12 protein-coding genes are annotated in these 16,857 nt (G+C 37.7%); 4 read left to right on the forward strand and 8 right to left on the reverse strand.

Annotated elements, in window-relative coordinates; translation table 11 throughout:
• Positions 1-445 precede the first annotated feature (445 nt).
• A complete protein-coding gene (locus tag ACIQYG_RS25745) occupies positions 446-1,204 on the forward strand; it encodes an alpha/beta fold hydrolase (RefSeq protein ID WP_402844127.1) in 759 nt (252 codons plus the stop codon).
• A gap of 1 nt (position 1,205) precedes the next feature.
• Positions 1,206-1,790 (forward strand): TetR/AcrR family transcriptional regulator, encoded by a 585-nt coding sequence (locus ACIQYG_RS25750; protein ID WP_402844129.1) that lies wholly within the window; start codon positions 1,206-1,208, stop codon positions 1,788-1,790.
• A gap of 274 nt (positions 1,791-2,064) precedes the next feature.
• Here ACIQYG_RS25750 and ACIQYG_RS25755 read toward each other — a convergent pair whose 3' ends face one another.
• The 3 genes from ACIQYG_RS25755 to ACIQYG_RS25765 form a co-directional block, all read right to left on the reverse strand.
• Positions 2,065-3,339 (reverse strand): MFS transporter, encoded by a 1,275-nt coding sequence (locus ACIQYG_RS25755; protein WP_402844131.1) that lies wholly within the window; start codon positions 3,337-3,339, stop codon positions 2,065-2,067.
• A gap of 254 nt (positions 3,340-3,593) precedes the next feature.
• The gene (locus tag ACIQYG_RS25760; RefSeq protein WP_402844134.1) at positions 3,594-4,781 is read right to left on the reverse strand and encodes a CaiB/BaiF CoA transferase family protein; all 1,188 of its coding nucleotides are present in this window, start codon (positions 4,779-4,781) and stop codon (positions 3,594-3,596) included.
• A 25-nt stretch (positions 4,782-4,806) separates the two neighbouring features.
• Complete coding sequence (locus tag ACIQYG_RS25765; RefSeq protein ID WP_402844157.1) at positions 4,807-6,591, reverse strand: acyl-CoA dehydrogenase family protein; 1,785 nt, start codon at positions 6,589-6,591, stop codon at positions 4,807-4,809.
• 446 nt (positions 6,592-7,037) lie between these two features.
• Between ACIQYG_RS25765 and ACIQYG_RS25770 the strand changes: the two genes are divergently transcribed.
• Positions 7,038-7,769, forward strand: coding sequence for an IclR family transcriptional regulator (locus ACIQYG_RS25770; RefSeq protein ID WP_402844137.1), 732 nt, complete (start codon positions 7,038-7,040; stop codon positions 7,767-7,769).
• 113 nt (positions 7,770-7,882) lie between these two features.
• Here ACIQYG_RS25770 and ACIQYG_RS25775 read toward each other — a convergent pair whose 3' ends face one another.
• On the reverse strand, positions 7,883-9,487 hold the full coding sequence (locus tag ACIQYG_RS25775) for a phosphodiester glycosidase family protein (RefSeq protein ID WP_402844139.1): 1,605 nt from the start codon (positions 9,485-9,487) through the stop codon (positions 7,883-7,885).
• A gap of 283 nt (positions 9,488-9,770) precedes the next feature.
• Between ACIQYG_RS25775 and ACIQYG_RS25780 the strand changes: the two genes are divergently transcribed.
• Positions 9,771-10,079, forward strand: a complete 309-nt coding sequence (locus ACIQYG_RS25780) for a hypothetical protein (protein ID WP_402844142.1) — start codon at positions 9,771-9,773, stop codon at positions 10,077-10,079.
• Positions 10,080-10,191: 112 nt separating this feature from the next.
• Here the strand turns inward: ACIQYG_RS25780 and ACIQYG_RS25785 are convergent, their stop codons facing one another.
• The 4 genes from ACIQYG_RS25785 to ACIQYG_RS25800 form a co-directional block, all read right to left on the reverse strand.
• Complete coding sequence (locus tag ACIQYG_RS25785; RefSeq protein WP_402844145.1) at positions 10,192-11,151, reverse strand: peptidoglycan-binding protein; 960 nt, start codon at positions 11,149-11,151, stop codon at positions 10,192-10,194.
• 580 nt (positions 11,152-11,731) lie between these two features.
• A complete protein-coding gene (locus ACIQYG_RS25790; RefSeq protein ID WP_402844148.1) occupies positions 11,732-11,968 on the reverse strand; it encodes a DUF3953 domain-containing protein in 237 nt (78 codons plus the stop codon).
• 723 nt (positions 11,969-12,691) lie between these two features.
• Entirely contained in the window at positions 12,692-13,948 is a 1,257-nt protein-coding gene (locus ACIQYG_RS25795) for a cation:dicarboxylate symporter family transporter (protein ID WP_402844151.1), read from the reverse strand.
• A 1,035-nt stretch (positions 13,949-14,983) separates the two neighbouring features.
• Positions 14,984-16,417 (reverse strand): alanine/glycine:cation symporter family protein, encoded by a 1,434-nt coding sequence (locus tag ACIQYG_RS25800; RefSeq protein WP_402844154.1) that lies wholly within the window; start codon positions 16,415-16,417, stop codon positions 14,984-14,986.
• Positions 16,418-16,857: the final 440 nt, after the last annotated feature.

Genomic DNA, 16,857 nt, shown 5'->3' on the forward strand with positions numbered 1-16,857 from the left:
ATGCTGGGTCAATGGTCGTTGACACTCATGCATCATACAAGAGGGCTCTTTTTCTTTCAAGACCCCGAACATCCTTCTAACAGGAATGCTGCCCCAAAGTTATTCCATCAGCGTTATGTTGTTGCTATCGTTTTCTAAAATGTAACCCATGCTCCAGCTATTCTTATTATAAATGGCGGAATCATTTTAAACCCTGTCAATGCAGGGATATACATATCTACTAGTAAGCAGGTTCAGCCTTATCCAAACTGTAAAATCAGGAAAAGGGGCCATTTCAGGGTGCTATGCTTCTGGGTATGTGCTTTTTCTGTTGATTAGCCCCATTATGGGAATAGAAATAATATCTAAGCTCATTCAAAATTTTATTGCATTTTCTGTTGACTAAACGTTCATTCAATAATAAAATAAATCTGAAAATTCAGTGATAAAAGACGGAGGGGTTGCATTGGATTTACATTTCGAGATTAATGGCAAGGGTCTTCCGGTTGTTCTTATTCATGGTGGTGGGGTTGATTTGAGGCAATGGACATTTTTAGCATCTCTTTTATCTAAAAATTACAAAGTGGTTGCTTTTGATGGCCGTGGTGCCGGTAAATCACCATCCCCCATAAAACATGCAAACTATGTTGACGATGTATTGGCACTAATGGATTACCTGGAGCTTAATCAGGCAACGATTATAGGTCATTCAATGGGCGGGCAGATTGCAACTGATTTCGCCCTTATTCACCCTGAAAGGATATCGAAACTTGTATTAATTGCTCCTTCTTTAACTGGTTTTCCCTATTCAAAGGAGTTTGAACAATATCATGACAAGATATTGAAAAGTGCCCCCAATATAGATAAGATGTTAGAGCTTGCCCTTCATTCACCAACATATCAGGTTGTTATCGATAGTCCGCACAAAGATCTCACTGTCCAAATGCTCAGGCATCATTTCGGGCGCATGCTTAAGTGGCCCGCTGATTTCTGCATGATATGGCCACAGCCGCCAGCAATGGAACGATTAGAAGAATTGAACCCTGAAACTTTATTTTTTATCGGCAAAAAGGATTTGGCAGATAATTTTCGAGTTGCCGATTTTTTCCAAAGGGTTCCAAACATCCGTTTCATCGAAATTGAGGATGCCGATCATATGCTTCCCCTCACCCATTCTGAAGTTTTATATCAAGAATTCACTGCTTTTATGGAGGAAAGAAAATAAAATGCCACGTACTCCCGAAGAAAATGACCGTATTCGCCAAGCATCCAAAGAAAAAATTCGCGCTGCAGCCATGGAGTTATTTATGAAACAAGGATATTACGCTACTTCCATAAGCGATATTGCCAAGCAGGCGGGCATTTCGAAAGGGTTACTCTATAACTATTACAAAGGAAAAGAAGAACTGCTTTCTGAAATGATCGAGGCCAGAATCAAGGAAGTGGTGGAAGTCATGGAAGAAGCGTTTAGTTTAAATTCACCTCGTGAACAGCTTGAACATATAATCAATGGTGCGATTGATAATATCCACCAAAAACCAGAAATCCATCGCTTCTATCTACACCTTCAAACTCAGCCAGAGGCAAATGAAGAGTTGAAAAAATACAGTCATCTCATAATTGAAGAAAACGCTAGACAATTTGAGTTTCAATGTAAAATATTTGAAAGTATGGGTGAAAAGGAACCAAGGAAACGATCATTATATTTTTCATCTGTGCTACAAGGTATTATGTTGATGATATCCACCTATCAACAAGGGTTTCCGGTAGAAGAAATAAAGAACCAGATTATAAGGGAGTTTTGTAACTAGTCTAGACATATCTTGAATGAAGATTTAAAAAGGAACTTACACAATCGGGCGCTAAAAAGGGCAAAAAAGAGATCGTCATTGACAGTCTCTTTTTTGAGAAAAACTATTTATTAATTTACATTCATCTCGAACGAGCATCATGCCGTCAGGACCTACTACAAAAAACCTGTTCAAATCCCACCCTATTTTATATTCATTCCGGCATTCATATACTTAATGAAATTATTTTAAGTAATTGATATGGTTGAAATGCAAAACTCACTATATAAAGTACTTATATAGACCGATTATTGTATACGCTTTCTTTTAGCTCAGTTGCAGGATTTTCTTCCTTCCCGAATGGATCGTACATTTTTTCCCGAATAAACAGTGCAGGAATTAATGCTGAAACCACATAGGCAATAGCCAATGTAGCTAATCCGAATCCAATTGAATAGGATTCTGCCATGACTCCGATGAGAAATGGAGCCATCGCTGATCCGACTCTACCTACATTATATGATCCCCCTACAGCTGTACCACGAATATGTGCAGGAAAACTCTCAGCCATATAAGTAGCATTTACTGCATAAGGTATACCATAGAGAAAACCTAGTATAGTTAGTAACAGAATAATGTTAGACGGTGAATTATAAAGATAAACGATTGGTAAGACAATTGCCGTAGAGAAACCACCAACTATAAACATCGTTTTTCGACCGTAAAGATCAGCCAGCCAACCTGCAATGATCTTACCTAAGATTGCTGCTGCATATGTCCCTACAATATAACCTGTCATCTTTTTAAAATCAAAACCTAAATCAGAAACAATATACGTCGGCAGCCAGGTACCAATGCCATAATAAGCAAATTGTAAGAAGGTCGCAGTAAGGCCCCAAAATATAAAAATCTTTCTTGTTTTTGAATCTTTGAAAATCGCAGCCCACTCATTTTTCTTATTACCCTTTTGTTTTTGCACTTGGGCCCTTTCTTTCCATCCTGGAGGTTCTGGAATTTTGTATCTGATATAAATTGCCAAAAGAACAGGCGCAACAGCGATAAAGAAAAGGGGCCTCCATCCGTATTCAGGCAAGATTGCACCAGCCAGTAAAGCTGCTACTAAATACCCTAATGAATAAGCTGCTTGTAGTGTTCCTAAAATCGTCGTCCTTTTTTTCGTAGGTACATATTCAGCCATAAGCATCGTAACGATCGTATATTCCGCCCCGATTCCGATAGCAGAAATGAAACGAATAACGATAAATTGTTCATACGTTTGGGCTAATCCGAGTAAACACGTACCAATAGAGAAAAGAACCATCATCCAGGTCGCCATTCTTACCCGGCCAAAGCGGTCAGATAACCAACCGCCACCGATTCCGCCGACCGCCATGCCCACTAAGGACCATGTAGCAATGAGCCCTGCATCTGCTTTACCAATATTAAATTCTTCCATTAGACTAGGCATCGTGATTGATAGCATGATTAAATCCATGCCATCCACAACAAGACCTAAAAAGCATGCGACGAATACCACCATCCAAGTCCGATCTGACGCACCTTTAGTCATACTAACCCCCCTGATTTTTTGGATTATATACTTGTTAAAACGGTAAAAATCCACCTGATGTAAGCGCTATTAATTTAAAGTTTAAAATCATCGGATGATAGTAATCTGATGTAGAATTATTCATCACTGCTTCGTTTTTCCATACTAATTTTGTTCATTAATATCGTTTAGCTTCAATATTATTACTTAATAAATACTTAGGGGATTTCTTCCTAATTCCATCTAATATTAGGATGCCGAATAATAAATTTATTTCAAATAACCTTATCTTCCACGAACGATTCAATTTCTTGTTTATCGTACCCTAATTCCAACAATACTTCTTCGGTATGTTCCCCATGCAACGGAGGATGCCTCTCGATTGCGACAGGAGTATCCGAGAGTTTTATAGGTGATCCCAAAAGTTTAACAATTCCCACTGTGGGATGTTCAACTTCCTGAATCATTTGCCTTTCAAGTACTTGTTCATCTGTAAAAACTCTATCTAGAGTATTGATGGGACCACAAGGTATATTGTTTTCATGGAAGAGTGTAAGCCATCCATCTGCTGTTTTTGTTAATATCACTTCTTGTAATATAGGAATTAACTCTTCCCTATATATGATTCTTGCATTAGCTGTTGCAAAACGCTCATCCTGTGGTAATTCCTCTGCATTTATTAATGAACAAAAACGCTGGAATTGCCTGTCGTTGCCTACTGCAATTATTATCTCATTATCTTTTGTTTGGAAATTCTGATAGGGAACTAGGGTCGGATGCTGATTTCCATACCGCTTAGGCAGATTTCCTGTGTTTAAAAAACCTGTACCTATATTTAGCAAAGAAGCAACCATTGAGTCCATAAGGGAGATGTCACAATGCTGACCACAACCGGTATGGTTCCTTGCCTCCAAAGCAGCTAATATGCTAATGATTGCATATAGACCTGCATATAAATCGGCCATGGCAATCCCAGCTTTTACAGGTTCACCACTGGATGTGCCATTCACACTCATAAAACCACTCATTGCCTGAGCAAGAAAGTCATATCCAGGTAATTGTTTATACGGTCCTGTGTGACCAAACCCTGTAATGGAGCAGTGAATTATTTTAGGGTTTAACGCTTTCAAGTCTTCATATCCGAGTCCTAACCGCTCCATCGTTCCTGTCTTAAAATTTTCTACGATAACATCAGATTCCTGGATGAGTTTTTTTATGATTTGAATTCCTTCTTTTGTCTTTAAATTCACCGTTATGGCACGTTTATTTCGATTAACTGCCGCATAATACAAACTAATATCTTCAATGTCCGGAGGAAACCATGTTCGGGTTTCATCCAAGAAATCCGGCCCTTCCACTTTAATGATATCTGCACCCAAATCTCCTAAAATGCTTGTGCAAACAGGACCAGCCACCACTCGGCTTAGATCAAGAACTTTTATCCGGCTTAATGCCCTAGGCATTGTTTTCACCTCCATCCTTTGACGTTTAGAGTTTCACGGCCTGTTGCACGTTTTCCAGCAAACCTTCTAAAGCTCCTTTTGATACTTTTTCAAAGTCAACAATAGCATCAAACCATTGTAATAATGATGAATCAAAGTAAGTAAGTTCATCCAAGCCACTTGAAAGCAAATAACGATGGATATACTGCAAAGTCATGTATAATTTCCGATAGTTTTCTTGGCCTGTAATTTGTACTTCTGCTTCATTTAATAAAAGACTTGCAGTGAATATATGATACATACGGTTCATTAATTGTTTAGCAGGCAATTCCCTTTCTGGTCCATTCAGACTCATCATCCTGTGTGATTGCGATTCGACTTTTTTGGATATTTGCAGAAGGATTTTCCCAATCTGTTTAGCTAAAGAATTCGTAATAGCATCCAACCGATTGTATAAGTCGTTAAAAAAGGTTTCTCCTGCTTTGTCTTTCACTAACGCTCTTACAACATCTAAGGCAACGATATTGGTGGTACCTTCCCATATGGAACCCACATGAGCATCCCGTACAAGTTTTGAATCTATCCAATCCTCGATATATCCATTTCCTCCCCTGGCTTCCATCCCTTCAGAGGTAGAATTCCTTGCACGTTTACAAATGTACCCTTTTAACAATGGCGTCAAAATTCGTAATAGCCTTTCAGCTTCCACGTTCCCTTGATCGGATTTATCATAAACGGAAGCTGTGTAAAATGTGATCGACGCAGCTGCTTCGCAATCTAGTAATAGTTCAAAAAGTGTTTCTTTCATAAGGGGTTTATCAGACAAGGAGCTGCCAAATGCGACACGTCCGCGAGCTGAAACGAATGCTTCTAAAAAACTTCTTCGCATCATCGCGCTAGAGCGTACGGCGTTGGATAACCGTGAAGAATTTACCATCGACATCATTTGTTTAAACCCTTTAGTTATATCTCCTACGACATAAGCAACGGCACCTTCAAAAGTCACCTCACCGGAAGCCATATCGCGGGTCCCAAATTTATCTTTTAGGCGATTAACTTTGTATTTATTTAGAGATCCATCTGGTAGTTTTCTTGGCATTAAAAACATTCCAAGACCTTTAGTACCCTCGGGGGCCCCTTCAGGGCGAGCCAAAACTAATGCTACATCTGCTGAAACATTGGAACAAAACCATTTATCACCCCAAATCTCCCAATGGTCATCTACTTTCTTTGCTGTTGCCGTATTAGCACCTACGTCAGACCCGCCTTGTTTTTCGGTCATAAATTGGGCACCTGTCCAAAATGTATTTATATCAGTACTCGTCATACGAGACAAATAGGTTTCTTTTAATCCTTGATCACCAAATTTACTTAAGACCCTTGCAGCAGAGTCAGTCATGCTCATCGGGCAAGCTAAACCAAACTCGGATTGGACGAACAAATACCAAAATCCGTACTTTAACACGTGCGGTAGTTTAGTTGGAAACCCTAACACCGGTTTATGAGACATAGCGACCAGAGCGAACTTTCCATATCCTAATGATTCCATCTCTTTATAGGAAGGATGATATTCAACTTCGTCTACTCGTTCCCCTTTTGCATCGTAATTTATTAACTCGGGAGTATGCTTATCCGCCATGCGGGATAATTCATCAAGCCTTGTTCCGGCCATTTCCCCTAACTCCTTTAGGTGAGGAAGGGCACGTTCATAATTTTCAGTAGAAAGATAATGTTTTAGTATAAAAGACAAGTTTTGATCCTCTTCAAAAAAGTTTAATCCTTTTGTGTCTGGCATCGCACCAGAATAGGCTTTTCTAGAATTAGAATCCATTAATTTCACGGACATATTATTTCCCCTTGTTGGATGTTTCATTTTTTTATCCCCACTTTTACTTTTTTATACTTTTCTCCGAGTCAGGATCTGTACATGTGATTCATTTTTCAGGTTACTATTTCACTCCCTTTCAACATTTCACGAAATTAATATTCATAATACAGGAACCACGATTCCTATATCATGAATATAAAGTTAATTTTCAGAAAAGTCAATCTATTGATCAAGACCTCATCTTGCAGGAAAATTGAGTTTTTCTTCACCAAAATTTATACAAATATAATTTTTTAACAAAGAAGGGATGACCCAAAAAGTTCACTTTTCGTGAAAATTTTGAATCACCCCGTTCAAATTATAGAAATGATAAAGAGGTCCTTATCTTACTATGATATAATATTTTAAATAATTAAATTAATTCGGAATTTTATTTGGAGGATATATTCATGAACACTAAGATTTCGTCTACGGTACAGCGTGCAATCAAAATCATCAATTATTTGAATGAAACAACCGGTCCACAAGGAATTAAAAATATTAGTGAAAACCTTAATATTTCTCCCCCTATCACCCATCGTTTGCTTACTACTTTGAAAATGGACGGTTTGGTATTCCAAGATGCAGATTCTAAAAAATATTCACTTGGCACGGTGTTTATCGATTATGCAAATAAAATTATAACCGATGTACCTTTTGTCTCGATAATCGATCCACAACTAATTAAATTAAGAGACGAAACACAGGAAACGGTAGGATTTTATATGTTAACAAACATGATTAGGATGTGTGTAATCGAACATGAAAGCAAACAGGAAATTAGCAGAAGGGCAGGTGTTGGCAATAGGATTCCGCTGCAACTTGGCTCAAGCGGACGGGTAATATTGGCATTTCTAAGCGAAGGATTACAGGCTCAAGTATTAAACCTCCTTCCAGAGGAAGAAAGAAAAAAGCTACAACAACAATTAGAAATTATAGTAAATACCCGTTATTCAATTAATGAGGAAGAAATCACGAAGAATGTAGCTGCATTATCAGCACCAGTATTCGGTGCTAAAGGAAAAGTCATTGGAGCCATCTCCATTTCCGGGCCTGTCTTTCGCTGGAATAAGGAATCGATGGAACAACATATCTCTTTATTGTTAAAAACTACTGAAAGTCTTTCAAAATCCTTATATTAAATTATATCAAAATATCACAAAAAAAAATCTCTTCAGAAACCTTTCTGAAGAGATTTTTTTGTGACGACCCGCTTGACCTAAAACGATAAATGAAGACATTAATCTCCGCCCATCTATTCTACTAACAGAATACCGTCGGCAATCGGGCGTTCACCTGCTGCATCAGATGGTCTTGTGACTCGGTCATCCCCGACTGTCATGGTCGTCGATCCGCCGCCGTCAAGATTGATGGCATCGATTGCCCCTAATGACTTCATGACTTTCGCGCTTTCTTCAAAATTAGCTCCCACGCTCCATCCGGGTGCGCGTCCATCAATGGTGACAAATAATAGATTGCCATTCTCTTTGATTCCCGCAAGCGTTCTAGGATTACGACGCTCCCCAAAACGATAATAAAATCCTGGATCTTCTTCCCAGTGAAATCCTTCCTCTACGGCATTAATGGAAATTTCTCCGTTTTCCAATAATCGAGGACCTCCATTAATCATACTTGTGGTTTGGTCTAAATTTAATTGCTTTCCATCGCCGATGATTTTACTTTTCACTTGAACCTTCATTCCTTGTCGGGCATGGTCACGAAGCCACTCTGCCGCCTCCCCCGTTCCCGAAAGAACAGAACCACTGCTTGGAATGTCTCCCCCACGCTTGTTACGAATTTCCGCCACTACCCCGGCTTGATTTACTACCACTTCCATACCGTCGCCCGATTCTGTCTTTTCTCCAAATACGGACGTATATTGGATAAGTTCACTTTCATCCTTACAAGTAAAATCATGTTTTGCCCGTTCTGTTGTCGTATCTCCTCCAACACCGCCACAATTGCGGATTAATCCTGGCTTCCGATTTAATCCATCCACTTCCCTAACCGCACCATCAGATGAAGTAGCCTGGATTGACGTGGACACAGATGCAATGTTTGCCTTCTCTTCAACAGAAGATAAAATCAGAGCTGAACGGCCATTTATAGCTTCACTGACAAGTTGACCTTTGCTGGCAAATATACCGGCAAGATCGCCTGGTGTTCCATCCTTCTCTCCTACAACAAAGTATCCAGCATTAACTCCTGCAATGGCATCATTTCTATTAGCGATTTGGGTCAATGTTTCTTTCCCCGCCACTGCATCATTTGCTAATCCAGGCACCACATGCCCATGAAATCGACCCTGATCCACTTCAAGGACGTTCACTACCCATGGTCCTGATGTTTTCTCTCCGTCTTCACCCGTATACACAGTCCGTAGTCCCGAATATCCCTTTTCCGCTAACTTGTTTCTCATTTCGGCTGCATCCGCTTCCAGCTGATATTGACCGATGCGAACAATGTAACCAAGCGGTCCTTTTTTCCGGTCATCCACTGCCCGATCCGGCTCTTTTATGATACGAGCATTTTTGAAACCGTCTCTCTTTAAATTTTCCAACAATTTCTTTGCCTGCTTTTGTGTTTCTACAAATGCCACATCCACTGTGTAAAAGTCTTTAGAAGATGTTTCACCACGATTGATTTTGGTATACTTCACTCCTGGTGCTAAATTCACGGAAGTTCTTTTCTCCTGCAAATTTGGCGTTCCAAGCGGAAGCAAATGATTTTTCATTTGCACTTGTGATTGAACATTCAATTCTGCTTGAACTGGAGTTTCGGGAAGTGCATTTACAAACATCACAGATGCCAAACTAATAGAGGCGATAGGCAAAATTGGCTTTTTCCATATTTTTTTCATTTTTTCCTCCAATAAAGTTATGTCCTCCTTTAACTTTATTGTCTAAATGTGATGGAAAATTAAAAAAACTATTATATTTCAGTCAATTTTAAGTGAACAAAAATGAGCATAAATACTCGATAAATATTACAATTCATATTTGTGAATGGATAAATTTTGATTATTTTCTCATTGTACACCTAAATCAACGTTTGCTTTTAACAAAGCCTTAACCTTGCTTTGCTACCTAATCAGTGGATATTATAAGATATCGTGTGGGGTTATCTCCTGGGAGGTGAAATTTATGGAGACAGTAAAAAAGAACTTGTTGTTAATACCAACCATTTTGTCGGTTATCAATGTTCTCTGCCTTGCTTCATTCCTCATTGGACTTAGTGTTTTGAATCACCCAATTTCAAGCATTTTAACTGATCTTGGCTTGTTATGCCCATTGATTGCAACTTTATCATTCTTCTATTTAGTAATTAAAGTCAAAAAGCATTCCGCATTAAAGTACTTTCATTTCGTGAATGGGGTTACATTTCTTGTCCCGATATGTATTCTCACGTTCCTTATACTTCGATTCTTAAACGATTGGGATATTTACTTTTAAAAAACTGCCATTCTAAAATACTTTTTCTTTCATAAAAAAGGGCCCTCATTTTAAGGGCTTTTTTGCTAAGTTAATTGCATTTAAACATTATCGTTCTATCCCATTTCATATATCATCCAAATAGTTTTGCGAAGGTATTTTCACCGGCGATTCCGTCTGCAGATATTCCATTGGCCCTTTGAAATGACTTCACCGCTATTTCCGTTCCGCTTCCAAAGATACCATCTATGCCATGTGGATTATGTCCTTCCAAATAAAGTGCAGCTTGAAGGATATAGGTGATATTCCCTTCCGCCCCTTCCCTAACATTATTTGAAGCCGCTTTTGTTTGAGGTCCCCATATTCCATCAACATTAATCTTTGCACCATATTGTTTATTCAATTCGGTTTGAAAACCCTTGATCAGCGCTTTTTTAGTATTGGGACCATAATATCCATCAACATCTATTTTTGCATTATATCTGCTATTTAATGTCCTCTGAATGGACCTGATAGTGTTGTTGCCGCTGTCCTTTGGTGTATCTTTTACAATGACTTCGGATTCGACTTGTGTAGCTGGTGGAGTGGTTCCATTCACTTTTGAGATCAGTCTAGGCTTTGTTCCCGCTTTTAACTGAGAATAAGTCAGTCCGCCCGTCATATCCAAGTGCGGATAATCTTTAAAGCTTGACCAATCCCCGCCCCATGCAAAGCCCAAGGATTTACCAATAGCCGCTACCCGTCTCCATTTTGCATCAACTGTCCATATGGCATTCCTTCCATCATCGCTGACTATGAAATAATCAATGGCCAGTCCATAGTTATGGTAAGATTGACCTGGCATCGCGTTGGTCACTCTTGGTTTTGATAAATCACTATAGTTTTTACCATCGTATATATAACCTAGGCGACCTTGACCATATAGCTTTGCTTGCTCTTCCATAGACCGATAACCTGCGCTGATTTGCGCGAAAATGCCTTCTTGATATGCCCGTTTAACCATTTCCAAAGCTGATTCTTTTACGACTGGATGAATTCCGCTGCCCATATTCTTTTCTGAACGATCCAATAAAGTTTCTAATTTAACTGTCAATTTAATCACCTCCTAATATGTTATGGAGCTAATTAGGAAATGCTTGTACACCTACCTTGACGTTACAAAATAAACGCCCTTTTTATGTGGACCTAGTTTGCTTTCACTAGAACCAAAATACGACACAGGAGGAATTGAAAAAGGAAATATGATTTTAACTGACCATTTTAAATTAAGAATTGTTCAAAGAATAATCGGCATTAAAAATAAAAAAAAGCAAAGGCATATATAAGTAAAAATGAAGCTGAGGTTATAGCTAAATCAATAGAATTAATTATAGGATCTAGAATTCTTCACGATAGGTTTCACCCGGCGATTCGTCGATAGCAATAACCCTTTATAAGCCAGAATTAGAGAAAGACCCTATTGATAATGAGTATGCAGTTGATTTCTTGTTGTAGAAGAGGTCTTCGGAGATGTCTGAACTACATTAAAACCTCTACCATATAATGTGCAACATTATAAAAAGACGTTGACAAATCAATGCTCAACGTCTTTTAAATCTATTTTATGTTACAAGCACCTGCTCTTTATTAGTAACCATAAAAGTTATTGTCGATTCTTTGTCATTATTGCCTCGCTAGTATATTACGATTTCCAGTATGGAAGCAAAGATAAGAAATAAAGAGACAACAATACACATATACCCTACAAATCCTTTTCTGTCTTTTTGAAGTTCGGCTAAGCCTATTACAAACATTAGTGCTCCCAAGAAGAACATAGAATATAGCATCAACTCAAAATTCCCAGTAATAAGTTGATAAGTAGATAAAGCAAGAACAATTATCCCTAAAATAATTCTAACTACTTTTAACAATATACTTCCCCCCCTCAAAGATCTGAAATTTTATGAAATTATTCAGATTTATTTTTCCACTTATATTTTTCTAGTTCTAAAAAAAATTTCTTATTTTCTTTATAAAGGATTCCCAACTTTCTTCCAACATTAAAGGCATCCTCTCTTTCAATGGATCGTTACCTGCCACCTTAATATTGTATGCGGAGCTTGTCTTTTAGAACTTAAGTCAAACTTTTACCTCTGCCGTTATTATGTACGTTCGTATCTAAATTGCCAAATATAAATATGCTTCGCTCCCCATTTTCTTTGATTTAAAAGTGGTCTTCTTAAGCTTCTTATGGAATTAACGCATACGTTAGTTGCATAAAACTTTTAGATTAATATTTGATCAAATTGATAATAATGACCTTGATAAACAAAAAAGAAAGAGCGTGTTTTGAGATTGATCAAAACACGCTCTTAATATATTCAATTCAATCATTCTTTTATAAAAAAGTCTGTTCACTTCTCTTACTCAATAAAAGCGCCCGATTGCGGAAGATTGATATATAACATATGGTAACCAAAATTCAGGAATCACTCTGGATTACTTGCTTAGATAAAGAGTCCAACTCTAATCTTGAAGTTTTACACAAGAACCAAAAAAACATTATCGCGGTGATGTTGTGGGTGAAACTTCAATCATTTTGGTTAATTTCTTCAAAGAGAATTCCGATTCGTATTCTTAGTCATTAAACACGGTTATGAAACTTTATCCGACTTTATTCTCACTTCATTAAATTGACCTTCCCATTTAGAGATGACGATTGCCGCAAGTGAATTACCGATAACGTTTACTACAGTACGTCCCATATCAAGAATACGGTCGATACCGGCAATAAATGCTAAACCTTCAATAGGAATGCCGACAGTTCCCAATGTCGCTAAAAGAACTACGAAGGATACACCCGGTACACCCGCAATCCCCTTGGACGTGATCATTAACACTAGCATTAGCGTAATTTGCTCATACGCACTTAAATCGATTCCGTACATTTGAGCGATGAAGATAGCTGCTAACGCTTGGTATAATGTAGAACCATCAAGGTTAAAGGAGTATCCAGTCGGAATAACAAATGTAGCAATATGTTTCGGACATCCCGCTTTCTCCATTTTTTCCATGATTTTCGGAAGAACCGATTCTGAACTTGCTGTAGAGAAAGCAAGAATCAATTCCTCTTTTAGAAGTTTAATCAACGTAAAGATATTGAATCCTACAAATTTTGCAATAAGGCCCAGAATGACAATTACAAAGAAAAGCATTGATCCGTATACAGAAAGCACTAACTTACCTAACGGAATTAAAGATTCCAAACCGAACTTGGAGATAGTCACACCGATTAATGCAAATACACCGATAGGAGCGAATTTCATGACCATGTTAGTTAGGTAGAACATTCCTTCAGCTACACCTTGGAAGAAACGGAATACTGGTTTACCCTTTTCTCCTATGGCCGCAATACTTAGTCCAAACAACACGGAGAAGAAAATGATCGCTAGCATATCGCCTTCTACCATGGCTTTAACTGGATTGGATGGTACAATATGAACGAGTGTATCTACAAACGATTCATGCTGTTTAGTTTCTGCTGTATCAACATAAGTGGAAATGTCTGTTTGTTCCAGATTTTTCATATTCACACCAGCACCAGGCTGGAGAATATTCGCTGAAATTAAACCAACAGCAATCGCAATCATAGTTACGACAACAAAGTATGATAATGATTTAGCGCCTAGTTTACCTACCGCTTTCAAATCACCTACACCGGCAACTGCAACGATAAGGCTGGATACGATGATCGGCACTACAATCATTTTAATCATTCGTAGGAAAATGTCTCCGAATGGCTGTAAAAAGCTTTGGGCCGACTCATTACCATAAAAAATGGCACCAACGATAATCCCTAGAATTAAACCAATGAAGATTTGGCTAGCTAAACTTAATTTGAATTTCTTCATTTTACTTACCTGACCTTTCCTTTTTCATTATGTTTAAGCTCTTTTTACTTTTTGACCTTTGCTACCTGACTCTGAATCCCCTAACGATACCAATGTTAATAAAAACTTAACTTTTCATTTACTTTATCATCGAAACTACATCATCCTACAAAAAACTACAAAAACTCACATTTATTATTTAAGAATATTCTGAAATGTAAACGCACCCATTTTTTTATGAATACAAACATGCGAAATAACAAGTATAGGCGTACTTGTTATTTCGCATGTTTGTATAATTAATGAATCCGACTTCTATCGTTTCGTTACAAAATAAAGAAAGTGAAAGAATTATCTCAAGTTAATTCGATTATAAGTGATACTTGCTCCTGAGTTTTTTTGCAGTTCTGTCATCTTTTGACGGATCACGGCAAAATCAAAAAAACTTTGTAGCGTAATTTTCCACCTAAAAAAGAAAGGCTATTCAATTGCTCCATCTAAACAACAAACTGCATAACCAGTTAAAATAACGAAATAGTACATTTACGCCCTTCGAAAAAAATGAGAATATGGAGGTTTTTTCCTTTTTACTAATGTGTTTTCATACAAAAAGGCTGCCTTAAAGACAGCTCCGACCTTCAGCTAAAGCGCCAGTTAGTTTAAGTACACTCTTTCACAATCAATAAATAAAAAAAGCTGTCCTGAAAGACAGCTATTCATATATATTAGTTTGAAATAGTTGGTACAAATTTTAAAATTTACGGTAAGAGAAAATAGTTAAAGTAAATGATATTAAACTCCATTGATAATAATATGTTCCATAATGGTTCTATCTGCGGTTGTTGTAATACCGTCAGCGATTTTTATCCCTAAAAAATTTTAGGGTCACCCATTCCTTACAATGGACTATAGATATAGTCAGTCATTCACACATAACCTTCGTGTCCCTCTAATGGTACTTCCCACAGTACTCAGGGGATTTTTCGTGTGTTCTGTCAACATTAGAGCTAAATGAACCGGTTCGCTGGGGATATTAGTTTTAGCCGTTCTTTTTTATTACATGGCGTTTTCCTTTTTAAAAGTGGTAGCATCTTGAGAGTGCTCCCAACATTCAAGATTTTCAAGCCCTTTAATGCTGTCTTTATAAAAAACAGGATCTTGGCCAGCTTTTTTCTGATTCATATAATCACTTAATGCTGCAAAAGCTACTTTTGATAATAAGAAAACGGCAATTAAGTTTACGATAACCATCAAGCCCATAAATATATCTGCTAATTCCCATACAAGCTCGACCTTTGCAATCGAACCGAATACAATCATGGCGAACGCGCCTATTCGATATAAAATCAACCATACTTTACTTGAGTGTAAAAATCGAATATTTGTTTCCCCATAATAATAGTTACCAATTAATGAACCGAATGCAAATAGGAAAACAAAGATAGCGAGACAACCTGATGCCCAGGAACCAATGTGTTCACTTAATGAAGTTTGTGTAAGTGCAATGCCAGATAGCCCTGGTTGTTTATAAGCATCCGAAAGTAAAATAATAAACGCTGTGCTTGTACAGATGATCAGTGTATCCGTCAATACGCCAAATGCCTGAATAAGTCCTTGTTTCACCGGATGACTTGTTTTAGCCGTTGCAGCAACGTTTGGCGCACTCCCCATCCCCGCTTCATTCGAGAATAAGCCACGTTTAACCCCATTCATGAACGCAGCTCCGATTGAACCGCCTGCTAGTTGTTCAAAGCCAAACGCGTTATTAATAATAAGAGAAAGAATTTCCGGCATTTTGGTAATGTTCATTGCTATGACGAATAATGCCATTCCAAGGTATAACACACCTAGAATCATAACCTTGTATTCAGAAATTTTTGCAATACGCTTCACACCGCCAAAGATAATCACAGCGAAAGCAAGTGTCATGAGAATCCCTACAGTTAAACGATCTGTACCAAATGAGTTCTCAAAAGCAATTGTAACGGTATTTGATTGTACAGAATTGAATACAAGACCGAAAGAAAGCGTAATTAAAATGGAGAATAATACTCCCATCCAACGTTTGTTTAATCCTTTTTCCATATAATAGGATGGACCGCCTCGGAAACCAGTTTTATCTTTTACTTTATATACTTGTGCTAACGTACTTTCAATAAAGCTGGTTGCTGAGCTAATAATAGCAATAATCCACATCCAGAATATCGCTCCAGGACCGCCTAATGCAATCGCAATCGCAATTCCCGTGATATTACCTGTTCCAACGCGAGCCGCCATACCAATACAGAAAGCTTGAAATGGGGATACGCTGTCTTTAGAACTAGTTCTCCCCTCCATTAAAACACGGACCATTTCCTTTAACATTCGAACCTGTACAAATTTTAATTTAAATGTGAAATAAATCCCACAAGAAACAAGCATAATAACTAATAATTTTGACCAAAGGAATTCATTTGTTACGCCAACTACATCATGTAATAATTGTTGCATTCTAACACCCCTTATAAAATTTACTAGCTTAGAAGACACCTAGTTTCTTCACTGTAAAAATATCAACTTCATCAACTGATGAATTCCCACAGTCGTAAACAACATTAATTTTTTAATGATAATGGCTCCTCTATTTCTTATTACAATAAGTTTTTTAAAAGAAAGTATTCAATTCGCAATCATTTATTCAATTCGCGTACTTTCCTTGTAATTATAGTAATAAAAATATAATAATTCAAGATAAATTTATAGATGATTATTTCATTAAGATACTTATTTACAGCTCTTATGCAACTAACTGCCCCGTTAGCCATCCATGAAGCGCAAAATTCAGCGCTTCACCACAGAGAATGAAAATTGGTCTCTATGTCGATAATGTTTTAATGGCTGGCGAAGAAGGTCGTTGAACTATGGTGCCTTTGAGCCCATCCGTTAGTCTG

Source organism: Peribacillus sp. NPDC096622 (genome assembly GCF_044762665.1).
Lineage (GTDB): Bacteria > Bacillota > Bacilli > Bacillales > DSM-1321 > Peribacillus > Peribacillus frigoritolerans_B.

Excerpts from the sequence above, each read along its gene's own strand:
- ACIQYG_RS25800 (WP_402844154.1), bottom strand. The coding sequence starts at position 16,417 with ATGCAACAATTATTACATGATGTAGTTGGCGTAACAAATGAATTCCTT.
- ACIQYG_RS25770 (WP_402844137.1), top strand. The coding sequence starts at position 7,038 with ATGAACACTAAGATTTCGTCTACGGTACAGCGTGCAATCAAAATCATC.
- ACIQYG_RS25755 (WP_402844131.1), bottom strand. The coding sequence starts at position 3,339 with ATGACTAAAGGTGCGTCAGATCGGACTTGGATGGTGGTATTCGTCGCA.
- ACIQYG_RS25795 (WP_402844151.1), bottom strand. The coding sequence starts at position 13,948 with ATGAAGAAATTCAAATTAAGTTTAGCTAGCCAAATCTTCATTGGTTTA.
- ACIQYG_RS25775 (WP_402844139.1), bottom strand. The coding sequence starts at position 9,487 with ATGAAAAAAATATGGAAAAAGCCAATTTTGCCTATCGCCTCTATTAGT.
- ACIQYG_RS25750 (WP_402844129.1), top strand. The coding sequence starts at position 1,206 with ATGCCACGTACTCCCGAAGAAAATGACCGTATTCGCCAAGCATCCAAA.
- ACIQYG_RS25760 (WP_402844134.1), bottom strand. The coding sequence starts at position 4,781 with ATGCCTAGGGCATTAAGCCGGATAAAAGTTCTTGATCTAAGCCGAGTG.
- ACIQYG_RS25765 (WP_402844157.1), bottom strand. The coding sequence starts at position 6,591 with ATGGATTCTAATTCTAGAAAAGCCTATTCTGGTGCGATGCCAGACACA.
- ACIQYG_RS25780 (WP_402844142.1), top strand. The coding sequence starts at position 9,771 with ATGGAGACAGTAAAAAAGAACTTGTTGTTAATACCAACCATTTTGTCG.